This window comes from Pseudooceanicola aquaeponti (assembly GCF_050897975.1).
Lineage (GTDB): Bacteria > Pseudomonadota > Alphaproteobacteria > Rhodobacterales > Rhodobacteraceae > Pseudooceanicola.
This window is the reverse complement of the sequence record NZ_JBPAXY010000006.1, coordinates 141,246-156,361: the sequence shown is the minus strand read 5'-3', so window position 1 is coordinate 156,361 and position 15,116 is coordinate 141,246. Positions and strand designations below refer to the sequence as shown.

The following is a 15,116-nucleotide window of genomic DNA, read 5'->3' as shown; positions in this document are numbered from 1 at the left end:
ATTGCGCCACTAGCCTAGTTGCACTCCACCAGAACAGTGGCAGCCTCCAATTTTGAAGCAGCATCTTCCGGCCCCAAGGCCTGCTCGACGCCTCCAAAATCGTAATGAACAGAATTAGCGCTAAGGAACACCTGAGCGATTGATCCACGAATCGCGAAATTGACGTTCTGAGCGATATCTCCCGTAACCTCCGCGATAGCCTTTGCATTAAGCTTGGACACGACGACACCGACCACATTGCCAAACTTGTCAACCATTGGCCCGCCACTGTTTCCGGGTTGCACTGGGGCAGAAATCTGAATCGTCATTTCATCCCCATGAAGACCTTTTAGAGACGAAACGCTTCCACGACTTATATTGATGCCTCCAAGCAATCCGTGAAGGGGATATCCCGCGATCGTAACATCAGCATTGAGACGGACATCCTCAGGTGCAAAAGCTAGAAAGGCAGTGCGTTTCTGGTCGACACGTTGCAGCGCGGCAAGGTCGAAAGCACTGCTCATCGCAAGAATTCGGGCGGGGTTGCGATCCAGAGAGATACGGTCGCAACCTTCCACAACATGGGCATTTGTCAGTGCTATCGCATCCGAGGTCACATAAAAGGCAGTCCCGCTACTGCCTTCTTCTGCCCCCTCGGGCGTTCGTCCTTGGTCAGGTCTAGCAACTGGTTCCTTTTCGACATTAATTTCCGCCAAAGCAGAGAGATAGGCTTCGAAGCTTTGCATAAGATAGCCACGATCAGGGGGCACAACATCATAGCCACGCCCGGCTCGGATACTACCGGACATCAGCGCCATCTCGCCCTTCATTTCGGCATCGGTAAAGATCAGTACCGTCGACCACGTTCCTGATATCAGGTCACTGCGCAAGTAGCCTGTAACATATGGGGTGACGACACTGGTCACCCACCTTGTGTCTCCGCGAACAGTATATGGTTCCTTTGACTGTCCCGACATACCAAAAAGATGTAAGTGCGCTTCCACGACTTCATAGTCTTGAAGATCCAGAAATGAAACCGAGACCCTATCATCTGCCGAACGCCACTCTTCAAATGCACCGTCCCGATCCCGCAAAATAAGTAACTTCTCAGGAAACCACATCGCAATTGCTAACGGAGCAACGGGCCGAATAGACCAGCCGTTTTCGTCAACAGCGTCCAAAAAATCGAAGAGCATAGATGCGATCTGCCAGTTTAGCGGATCCCCACCCCCGAAATCCTTATCCACGGCATGACGCAAGGCTGTTTCGCTTCGCCTTCCCCAATCTCCGTCAATGAGTCCATTGTAGTCTCCGCGAAGCGCCAGAATAGATTGCAACATGCGCTTCTCGGAGGACGTCATTCTTCCCGCTTGAAAGACCTCAGACAACAATCCCTGCGCTTCGGAAGCCTCTATCAGGGTGTCATTCACCCCTCTCCATTCCACCCTTGGAGAAGAATCCGTCTTCAATACACATTTGAGGCTATGGCCCAGCGTCGAGTGAAGGTCGCCCATTACTTTTCCACCTCGAACGTCACCGCCCGCGCAGCCTGCCCACTGAAGATCATCTCCAGAGAAGGCAGGTGTACCACACAGGCCGACCGCAAGAGTTGAGGCAATGGCGATTGGTGTTCTCGACATGGTCCGATGTTCGTTCAGTTGGTGAGTCACGGCAAGTTGTTTTCTTTAGCCAATAGCTCGACTTTACAGCCACCTATCTTGGTCCCAAACGAGTTGTGAAAGAGAGCCCAAGGCCCCCTCACCCATTCGCCGCCGCAAATTTCCCCATCAAATACGGCCCCGACAGCACCGTCTCGCCTTCGCCGGTCAGCGGTTTCACCTCGGCGTGCCAGTTGGGCTGGTGGAAAAACGCAATCGACATGCGCCGCCGCGTCGCCCAGTCGGGGGGCGTCACCACCCGGTGCAGGGTCGAAACCCAGTCGCCCCCGGTCCACAGGGTCATCAGATCGCCGATATTGATCACGAAGGCCCCCTCGACCGGCGGAATGCCCCGCCATGTGCCCTCGGGCGTCAGGATCTCGAGCCCGCGCGAGCCCGGTTCGGGCAGCAGGATCGTCAGCGAGCCATAGTCCGTATGCGCCCCGGCGCGCAGCTGGCCCTCTTGCGGGGCCACCTCCTGGGCGGGGTAGTTCAGTGCCCGCATCCCGCTGATCGGGGCGTCGATCATCGGCGCGAAATGGTCCTGCGGCAGGCCCAAGGCCACGGCGAAGACCTCCATGATCCGCTCGGCCAGGCGCACCATTTCGGCGTAATAGGCCACCCAGGCCTCGCGAAAGCCCTCGGGGGCGTCGGGCCAGGGGGTGGGGGCATAGCAGAAGGCCAGGGCCTGGGGGTCGGTTTCGCCCTCGGGCACGACCTGGGGGCCGCCGTTGAAGCTTTCCTTCAGGTCGGGGGGCGTGTCCTCGCCGCGCGACCTGGCCAGGGCCTCGGTCCCCGGGCCGAGATAGCCGTAGGGATCGCCGGGGGCGGGTTTCAGGCCCTGCTTTTCTTCGGCGGGCAGGTCGAAGAAGGCGGTCAGCTTGGACCAGAGGCCGGCGATCACCGCCTCGGGCACGCCGTGGTTGCCGACCGCCAGGAAACCGGTCTCGCGGCAGGTGCGGTCCACCTCGGCGCCGATGGCGGCGCGGCCCGCGGCATCGGCGGCGGCAAAGGCGCCCAGGTCGAGGATGGCGAAATCGGGGGCGGCGCTGTCGTCGAGGCTCATAGGTCTTCCTTTGATCTTTCGCCCGAAGGCAACGCCCTTCCGGCGCGGCTGTCAACGGCGCGCGCCCCCCAGGCGCAGGGGCAGACCAGCGGGCGCGCAGCGACAGGCCCCCGGGGCAAAAGGGCTGCCCAAGCGGCAGGCAGGGGACGGCCGGTCCTCGCACAGGACGACGGATCCGACCTGATCTCCAGGCCTGATGCGCAAACAGGCTGCGCCGCCTGTCGTTTGGCAGACTGCGATTAAGCGAAGCCCCGAGCATTGTTTCACCGTGCCGGTCGATCTGCCCCATCGAGGGCCATCACCAGCACGGGGATCTGGATGGCCGACTGCCGCTGCCACCCGCCCTGACGGGACGGCGGGCGGGGCGTCGTGAGCACCGCTCACGCGCGGCGCTGCCGTTCTCAGGCGAAAGGATCCTCGGGGTAGCCAACCCCGGCCAGATACAGCCCCTCGGGCGGGCAGACCGGGCCGCAGGCGGCGCGGTCGCGGGCCTCCAGCGCGGTCTTCACGTCCTCGGGCGCCCAGGCCCCGGCCCCCACCCGTTCCAGGGTGCCGACGATCGAGCGCACCTGATTGTGCAGGAAGCTACGGGCGCGCAGGTGGCAACGGAACTCGGGGCCAGAGGGGCCTTCGACCGCCTCGATACGGATCTCGTCGAGGGTCTTCACCGGGCTGGCGGCCTGGCAGATCGAGCTGCGGAAGGTGGTGAAATCGTGATGCCCCAGCAGATGCGCGGCCCCTGCCCGCATCGCCTCCAGCGACAGCGGCTGTTTCACCTGCCAGACCAGACCGGCCTCGAAGGTCGCGGGCGCGCGCCGCACCAGCAGGCGGAACAGATAGCGCCGTTCCAGCGCCGAGAACCGCGCATGCCAGTCGTCGTCCACCCGGGCACAGGCCCGGATCGCCACCGGCTGCGGCTTCAGATGATAGTTCAGCGCCTCGCTGAGCCGGAAGGGATCCCAGTCGCGCGTCAGGTCGCAATGGGCCACCTGTCCCGTCGCATGAACCCCCGCATCGGTGCGGCCTGCGGCGGCGATGGTATGCGCCCCCGGCTCCAGCCGGGCCAGCGCCGCCTCGATGGCGCCCTGCACCGAGGGCACGTCGGCCTGCCTCTGCCAACCGGCAAAGGGGCCCCCATGATATTCGACCTGTAACGCAAATCTCGGCATATCCGGCGCTTAGCCCATCCAGGCCCGCCCCCGCAATCCCCCGCCGCCCGGCACACCGCCGTCCCGGAACGCTTGGAAAGCCGCGCCGTCGCCTCTATCTCTTTCAGGGCAGGCAAGAGGACAGACCGTGGCATCCCGCATATACGACCGATACGGTACGCAATTCGGCATCACCTCTCTGGCTGACGGGCTGTCGCGCCAGGTCGAGGCGGCGTCGGACAGTTTCTCGGCCACCTTCCTGGAACCCTCGCTGCGCCTTGGCATCACCGGCATGGCACGGGCGGGCAAGACGGTCTTCATCACCTCGCTGGTGGCCAACCTGCTGAACCGCGCCCGGATGACGGGCCTCGCCGCCCAGGCCGAGGGGCGGATCCTGGCCACCTATCTGCAACCCCAGCCCGACGACACCCTGCCCCGGTTCGACTACGAGGACCACCTGGCGGCGCTGACCGGCCCCACGCCGCACTGGCCCGAAAGCACCCGCTCGATCTCGGAACTGCGCCTGTCGTTCCGGGTGCGGCCCACCGGGCTTCTGGGGGGCGTGACGGGGCCGCGCACCTTCCATCTGGATATCGTGGATTACCCCGGCGAATGGCTGCTGGATCTGGGGCTGATGGACAAGACCTATGCCCAGTGGTCCGCCGATCTGCTGGCCCGGATGGCGAAACGCCCCTATGCGCAGGGCTTTCTATCGGCGGCGCGGGCGGCCGACCCCGACGCGGGCTTCGACGAACCCGCCGCCCAGGCTCTGGCCCGGCTCTATACCGACTATCTGACCGAGGCGCGGGTGCAGGGCCTCTCGGACGTCACCCCGGGCCGCTTCCTGCTGCCCGGCGACCTGGCGGGCTCGCCCGTGCTGACCTTCGCCCCCCTGCCACCGCAGGACCGCCCCGCCCGCAAGGGCCTTTGGCGCGAGATGGAACGGCGGTTCGAGGCCTATAAGGCCCGGGTCGTCAAACCCTTCTTCACCGAGCATTTCGCCCGCATCGACCGCCAGGTGGTGCTGGTGGATGCCCTGTCGGCAATCCACGCAGGCCCCGAGGCCGTGGACGATCTGGGCCGCGGGATGGAGGCGATCCTGTCCGCCTTCCGCCCCGGTCGCAACGCCTGGCTGACCCAGTTCCTCTTCGGCAAGCGGGTGGAAAAGATCCTCTTCGCCGCCACCAAGGCCGACCACCTGCACCACAGCCAGCACCCCCGGCTGACGGCGGTGTTGGACACGCTGCTGGCCCGCGCCGTCTCGCGCGCCGATTTCGCCGGCGCCAGCACCGCCTCGATGTCGCTGGCCGCGCTGCGCACCACGGTGGAAGAGACGCTGACGCACGAGGGCCGACAGCTCGACTGCGTCCGCGGGCGCCTGGCGGACGGGCGCGAGGCGGCCTTCTATCCCGGCGACCTGCCCGAGGATCCGACCCGCATCACCCGGGGCTTTCAGGCGGGCGACAAATGGCTGGACGGCGACTATCGCATCATGAATTTCCAGCCCGCGCCCCTGATGCTGAAACCCGGCGAAGGGCCGCCGCATATCCGGCTGGACCGTGCCGCGCAGTTCCTGCTGGGGGACAGGCTATGAGCGCGCCGCGCCTTACCCGCGCCCGGCTGCGTGACGTTCCGGGGCTGGCCCGGGTGCTTTGGTCGCATACCCGCGCACCGGGCCATCCGCGCGCCCGCACGGCCCTGGCCGACCTGCGGCTGCTGGCGCGGCTGGTGCGGCGCGATACGGTCTGGCTGATCCGCGACAGCCGGGGCCCGGCGGCCTTTCTGGCGCAGCGCGAGCAGCAGATCCACGCCCTTTACGTCCATGCCCGCGCCCGCCGGGCAGGCATGGGCCGGGCGCTGCTGCACCGCGCCAAGGCCAGTCAGGCGGCCCTGTCGATCTGGACCGCCCAGGACAACCACGCCGCCCGCCGCTTCTACGCCGCCGAGGGATTCGTCACCATGGGCTACAGCGACGGGCGCGGCAATGACGAGGCCCTGCCCGAGGTCCTGATGATCTGGAGCGCCACGCCCCACGTCCCGCAATCCCGACAGGAGGCCGCCGCATGACCGAGCGCCCCGACGATCCCCCCCGCCCCTCTTCCGGCCCCGTCCTGATCGAGGTCGAGGGCCCCGCCGCCCGCCCCGACATGGCGCCCCCGGTGCCCGACAGCACCTTGCCCGCCGCCGAGGCGCGCCTGGCCCGCTCCGCCCGTCTGATGGCGCGCAAACCCTCGCGGCTGGCGCGCTGGTTCTGGGGGCTGGCGGGCGCCCTGCTGACCGTGGCGATCTCGACAGCGGCCTGGAACGCGGTGACCGCAATGATCGCCGCCACCCCCTGGCTGGGCTGGGCGGTCACAGCGCTGATCGCAGCCTTCCTGGCGGTGCTCGCAGCCATCGTGGTGAAGGAACTGACCGCCTTCGCCCGACTGTCGCGCATGGACCGGCTGCACAAGGCCATGGCCGGGGCCCGCGCTTCGGACAGCCTGGCAGAGGCCCGCACGGCCACGGCCCAGCTGACGAAGCTTTACCGGCACCGCCCCGAGATGCGCTGGCAGGTAGAGAGGCTCGAGGAGCGCCAGCCCGACCAGTTCGACGCAGCCTCCCTGCTGGACCTGGCCGAGAGCGAGCTGCTGACGCCGCTGGACCGCGCCGCCCGCGCCGAGGTCGAGGCGGCGGCCCGCCAGGTCGCCACGGTCACGGCCCTGGTGCCCCTGGCCCTGGCCGATGTGGCCACGGCCCTGGGCGCCAATATCCGCATGATCCGCCGCATTGCCGAGATCTACGGTGGCCGCTCGGGCACGCTAGGCTCCTGGCGCCTGCTGCGCGCGGTGATGACCCATCTGGTGGCCACCGGCGCGGTGGCCATGGGCGACGACATGCTGGGCTCGGTCCTGGGGGGCAACCTTCTGGCGCGTCTGTCGCGCCGCTTTGGCGAGGGGGTGGTGAACGGCGCCCTGACCGCCCGGGTGGGCCTGGCCGCGATGGAGGTCTGCCGCCCCATGCCCTTCTCCGCCGCGCGCCGCCCGCGGGTCACCGCGATCATCCAGTCGGCCCTGGCGGGGCTCTTTGCCAAGGCCGAGAAGCCAGAGGGCGGCGCGGACTGAACCGAGCGGAGGGGGGCTCCGCCCCCCGCCTGCGGCTCCCCCCGGAGTATTTTTGGCCCAGTGAAAGAGCGGGACGGGGCCTTATAAGGCGGCCTACTTTGGCCATGAAGAGCGTGCCACGCGCCCGCCTTCGAAAGTCGGCCAATCCGGGGGCGGGCCCTGCTCTTTCACCGGGACGGAAATACTCCCGCCGGAGGCCTCCGCCCTCTGGCCCGGGTGCGGCGGCCCGATCCACTGGACGCCCGCCCGCCCCGCGTGTATGCAACCCCCATGATGTCCCGAGCCTTTGCCACCATCATTCGAATTACATGCCCGGCGCTCTGACTTCGAGCGGCCGGGACAAGGCGCATGGGCTACCGCGCCGACCTTTCACAGACATTGCGACTTCCTGAAACGGATCACGACCATGTGCGCCGAGACGCCTGACTACAAAGACACGCTGAACCTTCCGAAAACCGATTTCCCTATGCGCGCGGGCCTGCCCAAGCGCGAGCCCGGCTGGCTGGACCGCTGGGAGGAGATCGGCATCTACGACCGCCTGCGCGAGAAAGAGGGCCGCACGCCCTTCACGCTGCATGACGGCCCGCCCTATGCCAACGGCCACCTGCACATCGGTCACGCCCTGAACAAGACGATCAAGGACATGATCGTCCGCTCGCACCAGATGATGGGCCATGACAGCCGCTATGTCCCCGGTTGGGACTGCCACGGGTTGCCCATCGAATGGAAGATCGAGGAACAGTACCGCAAGAAGGGCAAGAACAAGGACGAGGTGCCGATCGTCGACTTCCGCCAGGAATGCCGCAAGTTCGCGGAAGGCTGGGTGGATGTGCAGCGCGAGGAATTCAAGCGCATCGGCATCACCGGCAACTGGGCCGATCCCTATCTGACCATGAACTTCCACGCCGAGCGCGTCATCGCCGAGGAATTCATGAAGTTCCTGATGAACGGCACGCTCTACCAGGGCTCCAAGCCCGTGATGTGGTCGCCCGTCGAACAGACGGCGCTTGCCGAGGCCGAGGTCGAGTATCACGACAAGGAAAGCTTCACCATCTGGGTGAAGTTCAAGGTGGCCAATGCGGGCCATGACCTGGAGGGCGCCCATGTGGTCATCTGGACCACGACCCCCTGGACCATCCCGTCCAACAAGGCCGTCGTCTTCGGCGCGGACTATGCCTATGGCCTTTACGAGGTCACCGGCACGCCCGAGGAATGCTGGCTGAAGGTGGGCGAGAAATACCTGCTGGCCGACAAGCTGGCCGCCGCCACCTTTGCCAAGGCGCGTCTGGAAGACGGCCAGTGGATCCGTGTGCGCGACGTGCCGACCGGCGAGCTGGCCGAGCTGGACCTCAAGCACCCCCTCGCCGGCACTGAGGGCTCAAACGGCGAATGGGACGCCCTGCGCGATTTCCGCGCCGCCCCCTTTGTCACCGACGAGGAAGGCACCGGCTTCGTGCACTGCGCCCCCTCGCACGGGATGGAGGAATACGAGCTTTACCGTGATCTGGGGATGCTCGATCAGGTCATCACCTACAATGTGATGGACGACGGCGGCTTCCGCGCCGACCTGCCCTTCTTCGGCGGCAAGTACATCCTGAACCGCAAGGGCGGTGAAGGCGACGCCAACAAGGCCGTCATCGACAAGCTGGCCGAGGTCGGCGGGCTGATGGCACGCGGCAAGATCAAGCACAGCTATCCGCACAGCTGGCGCTCGAAGGCGCCGGTGATCTTCCGCAACACGCCTCAATGGTTCGCCGCAATCGACCGCAAGGTGGGCGACGGCCAGGACACCCATGGCGAGACGATCCGCGAACGCGCCCTGAAATCCATCGAGGAGCTGGTGAAGTTCACCCCCCAATCGGGCAAGAACCGCCTGCATTCGATGATGGAAACCCGCCCCGACTGGGTGCTGTCGCGGCAACGCGCCTGGGGTGTGCCGCTGACCTGTTTCACCAAGGTGGGCGCCCTGCCGACCGACCCCGACTTCCTGCTGCGCGACAGGGCCGTCAATGCCCGCATCGTGGAGGCCTTCGAGGCCGAGGGCGCCGACGCCTGGTACAAGGACGGGGCCAAGGAACGCTTCCTGGGCAACGACTACAATGCCGAGGAATGGACCAAGGTCGATGACGTTCTCGACGTGTGGTTCGACAGTGGCTCGACCCACGCCTTCGTGCTGCGCGACCGCGCGGACGGCACCGAGGACGGTATCGCCGATGTCTACATGGAAGGCACCGACCAGCACCGCGGCTGGTTCCATTCCTCGTTGCTGGAGGCCTGCGGCACCCTGGGCCGTGCGCCCTATCGCAATGTGGTGACCCATGGGTTCACGCTGGACGAGAAGGGCAACAAGATGTCCAAATCGCTCGGCAACACCATCGCGCCGCAGGACGTGATCAAGCAATATGGCGCGGATATCCTGCGCCTCTGGGTGGCCCAGACCGATTACACCGCCGACCAGCGGATCGGCGACACGATCCTGAAGGGCACCGCCGACAGCTACCGCCGTCTGCGCAACACGATGCGCTTCATCCTGGGCAGCCTGGGCGATTTCGACGAGAGCCAGCGCGTGGCCCCCGCCGATATGCCCGAACTGGAACGCTGGGTGCTGCACCGGCTGGCGGAACTGGACCAGGTGGTGCGCGACGGCTACCGCGCCTTCGACTTCCAGGGGGTGTTCCAGGCGGTCTTCAACTTCGCCACGGTGGAACTGTCATCCTTCTACTTCGACATCCGCAAGGATGCGCTTTACTGCGACGGCGACACCCTGCGAGCCAAGGCCACGCGCAGCGTGCTGGACATCCTGTTCCACCGGCTAACCACCTGGCTGGCGCCGGTGCTGGTCTTCACCATGGAGGAGGTCTGGCTGGAACGCTTCCCCGGCGAGGGCAGCTCGGTCCACCTGCAAGACTTCCCGGAAACGCCCGCGGCGTGGAAGGATGAGGCGCTGGCCGCCAAATGGGCGCGGGTGCGCCGGGCGCGCCGCGTGGTGACCGCCGCGCTGGAGGTGCAGCGGGTCGAGAAGGTGATCGGAGCCTCGCTGGAGGCCGCGCCGGTGGTGCATGTGGAAGAGGCCGAGGTGCTGGAGGCGCTGAAATCGGTCGATTTCGCCGACATCTGCATCACCTCCGCGCTGCAACTGACCGCCGATCCGGCCCCGCAAGAGGCCTATCGCCTGCCCGAGGTCACTGGCGTCGCCGTGGTCTTCGAGAAGGCCGAGGGCGAGAAGTGCCAGCGCTGCTGGAAGATCCTGCCGGATGTGGGCACCCATGCCCATGCGGGCGTCTGCGGACGCTGCGACAGCGCGCTGGACTGAGGCCTGGCCAAAGGGCCCTTCGGCACCTGATGACTGGAAACGCCCCCGCCTGAGAACAGGCGGGGGCGTTTTCGTTGAGGCTTGGGCTGCGGCTCGGGACAGGTCATGCCCCCTGCCCCTGTCGGGTCCGCCAAGCGCGCCCAAGGATCTTGCCGTGCGGCCGCCGCTTTCGGGATCGGCTCTGCATAGGCACCGGCCCGTTGTCACGGCCGCCACGGATCAGGCCGGGCGCGCCCGTAGGACAGGGGTCAGGCCGCCAGTTCCATCTTGTTCTCGACCAGCGTCGAAAGCTGCTGCACCAGGGCGTAGATATGCATCGACGTCCCCGGCACATTGGCGCCAGAGCGCGAGGCCTCGGTCAGCATCCCCTGAAACAGGCTGATGGCGTTCAGCCCCGGCGGCACCTCGGGCTCGACCAGAAAGACCGGCGCCTCGGCGGCGGGCGCGGCGGGGGCCTCGGCCCGGGCTTGCGGAGGGCGTTGCGGCGGCGCGGGCGGTTTCTGCGGCGCTTGCAGCGTCAGGCGCAGCAGTTCCGCGGGCGCGGGCAGCGGTTGTTCCTCGGTTGGCGCGGCGCGCGCGGCTACGGCGGCACTCTCGCTTCCGGGCGTGTTGGGTCTTGGGTCCGGCGCGTAGAGAGGGCGCGCCGTTGTCAGGGTCTCCAGCATGACACTCTCCTTTCTGACAATCCCGGGCCCGGCAGGGCCCAAAGGGGCGGCGACCCGGGGGCGGGCCGTCAGGGGGCCGCATGTGGCCCGAAGGGGCCCGGTCTTCTGTCCGGTCAGGCGGCGCCAGCGCCGTCTTCTCACCCGAGGGCCGCACCGGCGGCGATCACGGTAAGAATGTGCAGAGACCTGTTACCAACAGCTTAAGGCCGGTAAGAAATCGCCCGGGCAGTTCTTTACGTTTGGCCCATGTTTGGCCGATTTCCCCTGTTTCCAAGGGGAATTTCCCGACAATTCGCCCTAGCTGCCGCGCAAAAGCGCCCAGCTGACCGCGCCTGCGAAGGCGCAGGATCCGGGCTGGCCCCGGCCCCGCGCGCTGCTAGGCTGGTGTCATGACCTGCCTGTCCCTCGATACCCCCACGGGCCGTTTCTGGCTTCGCGCCAGTGACGGCGCCATCACCGCCGCCGCCTGGCATCCGCTGGGCCCCGAGGCGCCCTCGCCCCTGCTGGAGGAGGCGGCGGCGCAGATCCGCGCCTATTATGCAGGGCAGCGACAGGATTTCGACCTGCCATTGCGGGTGACCGGCGGCGCCTTTCAGCAGGCGGTCTGCGCCGAGATCGCCGCCATCCCCTTTGGCCAGACGCGCACCTATGGCGAGCTGGCCCGGCGCCTGGACCGGCCCGCCCAGGCCGTTGGCCAGGGCTGTGGCGGCAATCCGATCCCGCTGCTGATCCCCTGCCACCGGGTGCTGTCGGCCACAGGCCTGGGCGAGTTTTCCAGCGATGGCGGGATCGAGACCAAGGTTTGGTTGCTGAAACACGAAGGGGCGGCGGGTTTGCTGATCTGATCCTGCCGCATTCCCGGGCAAGACAGCCCGCAGGCCACGAAAAAGCCCGCGACCTGGGGTCGCGGGCTGTGGGCCTTTCAGCGGTGCGGGACCTTCACGCGGCGCTTAGACCGCGGCCAGCTTGGCCTTGCTGCCCGCCTTGGGGCGGTTGGCGTTCTGGTCGATGAAATCCAGCACCAGCGGGCGGATGTTGTTGCGCCAGGACGAGCCCGCGAAGATGCCGTAGTGACCCGCCCCCGGCTCCAGGTGGTTCGACTTCATCTTCTCGGGCACCCCGGTGCAGAGGTTCAGCGCCGCGACACATTGGCCCGGGGCCGAGATATCGTCCTTCTCGCCCTCCACGGTCTTGACCGCCACATCGGTGATCTTGCCGATGTCGACCTCATGGCCGTTGATGGTGAAGCGGTTCTGGGCGATCTCGCCATCCTTGAAGATGCGTTCCACCGTCGAAAGGTAGAATTCGGCGGTCATGTCCATCACCGCCAGATATTCGTCGTAGAAGCGGTTGTGCCGGTCATGGTCGCCCGACTCGCCGCGCGCCACGCGCATGATCTGGTCGGTGAAGGCCTGGCTGTGGGTGTCCAGGTTCATCGAGATGAAGGAGGTCAGCTGCAACAGGCCCGGATAGACCTGGCGGCCGATGCCCTTGTACTTGGCGCCGACGCGCTGGATCATCAGCTGTTCCAGCTGGCCCATGGACACGCGGTTGCCGAAATCGGTCACCTCGGTCGGCGTGGCGTCAGGGTCGATCGGGCCGCCGATCAGGGTCAGGGTGCGCGGCTGCGCCTCGGGGAAGATCTCGGCCAGATAGGCGGTGGCGGCCAGGGTCAGCGGCGCGGGCTGGCAGACCGCTATGACATTGATGTCGGGCCCCAGCTCTTTCATGAAATCGACAAGGTAGAGGGTGTAGTCCTCGATATCGAACTTGCCCTCGCTGACAGGAATGTCCCGCGCGTTATGCCAATCGGTGATGTAGACCTCGCAATCTGGCAGCAGCGAGACCACGGTCGAGCGCAGCAGCGTGGCGTAGTGCCCCGACATCGGCGCCACCAGAAGGACCTTGCGGGCCTTCTCTTCGCGGCCCTGCACCTCGAAATGGATCAGGTCGCCGAAGGGGCGCTCAATGACCTTGGCGATCGACACAAGGTGATCGCGGCCATCTTCGCAGGCGACAGAGTGGATGCCCCAGTCGGGCTTGGCCACCATGCGCTTGTAGCTGCGTTCCGTGACCTCGCCCCAGGCTGCCATCATCGTCAGCATCGGGTTGGGCACCAGAGAGAACGCCGGGTAAGAGGCGAGGCTAAGCGCAGAGGCGCCCATCCATTGCTGGGTATTGCGCACCGTCTCCATAAGGTCGTAGCTTGCCATAAAGCGCATCAGTATCTCCATAAAGCGGGGCAGAACCCGGCTTCTCCGTTTCAAGGGTCTTCCGGGCCGTGCCCTTCCGCCAGCCCTCATCAGGGGGGTCGACCGGAAAACGGCACATGCTGCACAGCAGAAAATAGGGGGGAATCGTTTAGATGACAACACAAGAGACTGACGAGAGTGCGCTTTCCAGCCAGGAAAATCTCGAAAAACTGCACGCCAACCTGGCGCGGGTCGAGGAACTGAGTCAGCGCTTCATCGCCGCGCTGAAGGACAAGCACGCCACCCCCGCCGGGCTTCAGGCCCCCTCGCCCGACCTGTTTACCCAGGCCGCAGGCGCCTACTGGACCGAGATGGTGCAGAACCCCGCCCGCATCTTCGAGCACCAGTTGGCCTTCTGGGGCAAGTCGGTTACCCATTTCCTGGAGGCGCAGGAAGCCCTGGCCAAGGGCCGCCTGGAGGCGCCCGAGGACAGCGGCCCCGCCGATCCGCGCTTTTCCAACCCGCTGTGGAAGACGCATCCCTATTTCAACTTCATCAAACAGCAATATCAGCTGAACGCCGCCGCCATGACCCAGGCGGTCGAGGACGTCGAGGGGCTGGACGCCACCGAGAAAGAGCGGCTGCGCTATTTCACCCGCCAGGTGGCGGACATGATGGCGCCGACCAACTTCCTGGCCACCAACCCGGACGCGCTGGAACGCGCGCTGGAAACCGATGGCGAAAGCCTGGTACAGGGGCTGGAGAACCTGGTGCGCGACCTAGAGGCCTCGGGCGGCGAGATGCTGGTGCGGCTGGCCGATGAAAGCGCCTTCCGCCTGGGCGAGAACGTGGCCACCGCGCCCGGCAAGGTGGTCTGGCGCAACCACATGCTGGAGCTGATCCAGTACACGCCCAGCAGCGAAAAAGTGCGCTCGACCCCGCTGATCGTCTTCCCGCCCTGGATCAACAAGTTCTACATCCTCGACCTGAAGGAGCAGAACAGCTTCATCCGCTGGGTGGTCGACCAGGGCTATACCCTTTTCGTGGTCTCCTGGGTCAATCCCGACGCCAGCTATCGCGACATCAGCCTGGACGACTATATCGAAGACGGCTTCCTGGCGGCCATCGAACAGGTGAAGCAGATCACCGAGCTGAAGCAGGTCAACGCCATCGGCTATTGCATCGGCGGGACGACCCTGCACCTGGCGCTGGCCCTGATGAAGAAACGCGGCGACCGCTCGGTCAAGTCGGCGACCTTCTTTACCACCCTGACCGATTTCTCGGACCAGGGGGATTTCACCCCCTTCCTTCAGGACGATTTCGTCGATGCGATCGAGGAAGAGGCAAGCAAGGTCGGTATCCTGCGCTCGGCCATCATGGCGCGGACCTTCTCGTTCCTGCGCTCGAACGACCTGGTCTACCGCCCGGCGATCCGCAGCTACATGATGGGGGAACAGCCCCCGGCCTTCGACCTGCTCTATTGGAACGGCGACGGCACCAACCTGCCCGCCGCCATGGCCGTGCAGTACCTGCGCGAGCTGTGCCAAAAGAACAGGTTCACCACAGAGGGGATCGAGATCTGCGGCGAGAGGCTACAGATCTCGGATGTGACCCTGCCGATCTGTTCGATCACCTGCGAGACCGACCATATCGCCGCCTGGAAGGCCGCCTATCGCGGCTTCCTGAAGACCGGCGCCAAGGACCGCACCTTCATCGTGTCGCAGTCGGGCCATATCGCGGGCATCGTGAACCCGCCGTCGAAGAAGAAGTACGGCCACTATACCAATGCCGATCTGCCCGACACCCCCGAGGCCTTCATGGAGGGGGCCGAGTTCACCCCCGGGTCCTGGTGGCCCCGCTGGGAGACCTGGTTGCGCAAGCGCTCCGGCACGCTGGTGCCCGCCCGCGCCCCCGGAGATTCGACTCACCCGGCGCTTTGCGACGCGCCCGGGACCTATGTGGCGACCCCGCTGCCCGGCTGAATTGCCCTA

General features: G+C 65.9%; 11 protein-coding genes. 6 read left to right on the top strand and 5 right to left on the bottom strand.

From position 1 onward, the window contains the following. Positions 1-14: 14 nt before the first annotated feature. From ACRARE_RS15685 to truA, 3 genes are all read right to left on the bottom strand, one after another. Positions 15-1,649, bottom strand: a complete 1,635-nt coding sequence (locus ACRARE_RS15685; protein ID WP_432657398.1) for a S1 family peptidase — start codon at positions 1,647-1,649, stop codon at positions 15-17. A gap of 88 nt (positions 1,650-1,737) precedes the next feature. Next, positions 1,738-2,703 carry an isopenicillin N synthase family dioxygenase gene (locus ACRARE_RS15680; RefSeq protein ID WP_432657397.1) on the bottom strand — a complete coding sequence of 322 codons (966 nt, stop codon included), beginning with the start codon at positions 2,701-2,703 and terminating at the stop codon, positions 1,738-1,740. Positions 2,704-3,104: 401 nt separating this feature from the next. After that, a complete protein-coding gene (gene truA / locus ACRARE_RS15675) occupies positions 3,105-3,872 on the bottom strand; it encodes a tRNA pseudouridine(38-40) synthase TruA (protein WP_432657396.1) in 768 nt (255 codons plus the stop codon). A gap of 127 nt (positions 3,873-3,999) precedes the next feature. On the opposite strand from truA, the gene ACRARE_RS15670 reads away from it, so the two are divergent. The 4 genes from ACRARE_RS15670 (at position 4,000) to ileS (ending at position 10,268) form a co-directional block, all read left to right on the top strand. Beyond that, positions 4,000-5,445 carry a YcjX family GTP-binding protein gene (locus ACRARE_RS15670; protein ID WP_432657395.1) on the top strand — a complete coding sequence of 482 codons (1,446 nt, stop codon included), beginning with the start codon at positions 4,000-4,002 and terminating at the stop codon, positions 5,443-5,445. Beyond that, entirely contained in the window at positions 5,442-5,918 is a 477-nt protein-coding gene (locus ACRARE_RS15665; RefSeq protein WP_432657394.1) for a GNAT family N-acetyltransferase, read from the top strand. Before ACRARE_RS15670 ends, ACRARE_RS15665 begins: the two co-directional genes overlap by 4 nt. Continuing rightward, positions 5,915-6,955, top strand: coding sequence for a YcjF family protein (locus tag ACRARE_RS15660; protein WP_432657393.1), 1,041 nt, complete (start codon positions 5,915-5,917; stop codon positions 6,953-6,955). The genes ACRARE_RS15665 and ACRARE_RS15660 overlap by 4 nt, the downstream gene beginning before the upstream one ends. 406 nt (positions 6,956-7,361) lie before the next feature. After that, a complete protein-coding gene (gene ileS / locus ACRARE_RS15655; RefSeq protein ID WP_432657392.1) occupies positions 7,362-10,268 on the top strand; it encodes an isoleucine--tRNA ligase in 2,907 nt (968 codons plus the stop codon). Positions 10,269-10,516: 248 nt separating this feature from the next. On the opposite strand, the gene ACRARE_RS15650 is transcribed toward ileS, so the two are convergent. After that, on the bottom strand, positions 10,517-10,933 hold the full coding sequence (locus tag ACRARE_RS15650) for a hypothetical protein (protein ID WP_432657391.1): 417 nt from the start codon (positions 10,931-10,933) through the stop codon (positions 10,517-10,519). Positions 10,934-11,322: 389 nt separating this feature from the next. Here ACRARE_RS15650 and ACRARE_RS15645 point away from each other — a divergent pair, with 389 nt between their 5' ends. Further along, positions 11,323-11,778 carry a methylated-DNA--[protein]-cysteine S-methyltransferase gene (locus tag ACRARE_RS15645; protein ID WP_432657390.1) on the top strand — a complete coding sequence of 152 codons (456 nt, stop codon included), beginning with the start codon at positions 11,323-11,325 and terminating at the stop codon, positions 11,776-11,778. Positions 11,779-11,883: 105 nt separating this feature from the next. Here the strand turns inward: ACRARE_RS15645 and phaZ are convergent, their stop codons facing one another. Then, positions 11,884-13,155 (bottom strand): polyhydroxyalkanoate depolymerase, encoded by a 1,272-nt coding sequence (gene phaZ / locus ACRARE_RS15640; protein ID WP_432657389.1) that lies wholly within the window; start codon positions 13,153-13,155, stop codon positions 11,884-11,886. Between the two features lie 143 nt (positions 13,156-13,298). Between phaZ and ACRARE_RS15635 the strand changes: the two genes are divergently transcribed. Then, complete coding sequence (locus tag ACRARE_RS15635; RefSeq protein ID WP_432657388.1) at positions 13,299-15,107, top strand: PHA/PHB synthase family protein; 1,809 nt, start codon at positions 13,299-13,301, stop codon at positions 15,105-15,107. Positions 15,108-15,116 lie beyond the last annotated feature (9 nt).

Excerpts from the sequence above, each read along its gene's own strand:
- truA (WP_432657396.1), bottom strand. The coding sequence starts at position 3,872 with ATGCCGAGATTTGCGTTACAGGTCGAATATCATGGGGGCCCCTTTGCC.
- ileS (WP_432657392.1), top strand. The coding sequence starts at position 7,362 with ATGTGCGCCGAGACGCCTGACTACAAAGACACGCTGAACCTTCCGAAA.
- ACRARE_RS15635 (WP_432657388.1), top strand. The coding sequence starts at position 13,299 with ATGACAACACAAGAGACTGACGAGAGTGCGCTTTCCAGCCAGGAAAAT.
- ACRARE_RS15645 (WP_432657390.1), top strand. The coding sequence starts at position 11,323 with ATGACCTGCCTGTCCCTCGATACCCCCACGGGCCGTTTCTGGCTTCGC.
- ACRARE_RS15665 (WP_432657394.1), top strand. The coding sequence starts at position 5,442 with ATGAGCGCGCCGCGCCTTACCCGCGCCCGGCTGCGTGACGTTCCGGGG.
- ACRARE_RS15680 (WP_432657397.1), bottom strand. The coding sequence starts at position 2,703 with ATGAGCCTCGACGACAGCGCCGCCCCCGATTTCGCCATCCTCGACCTG.
- ACRARE_RS15650 (WP_432657391.1), bottom strand. The coding sequence starts at position 10,933 with ATGCTGGAGACCCTGACAACGGCGCGCCCTCTCTACGCGCCGGACCCA.
- phaZ (WP_432657389.1), bottom strand. The coding sequence starts at position 13,155 with ATGCGCTTTATGGCAAGCTACGACCTTATGGAGACGGTGCGCAATACC.
- ACRARE_RS15660 (WP_432657393.1), top strand. The coding sequence starts at position 5,915 with ATGACCGAGCGCCCCGACGATCCCCCCCGCCCCTCTTCCGGCCCCGTC.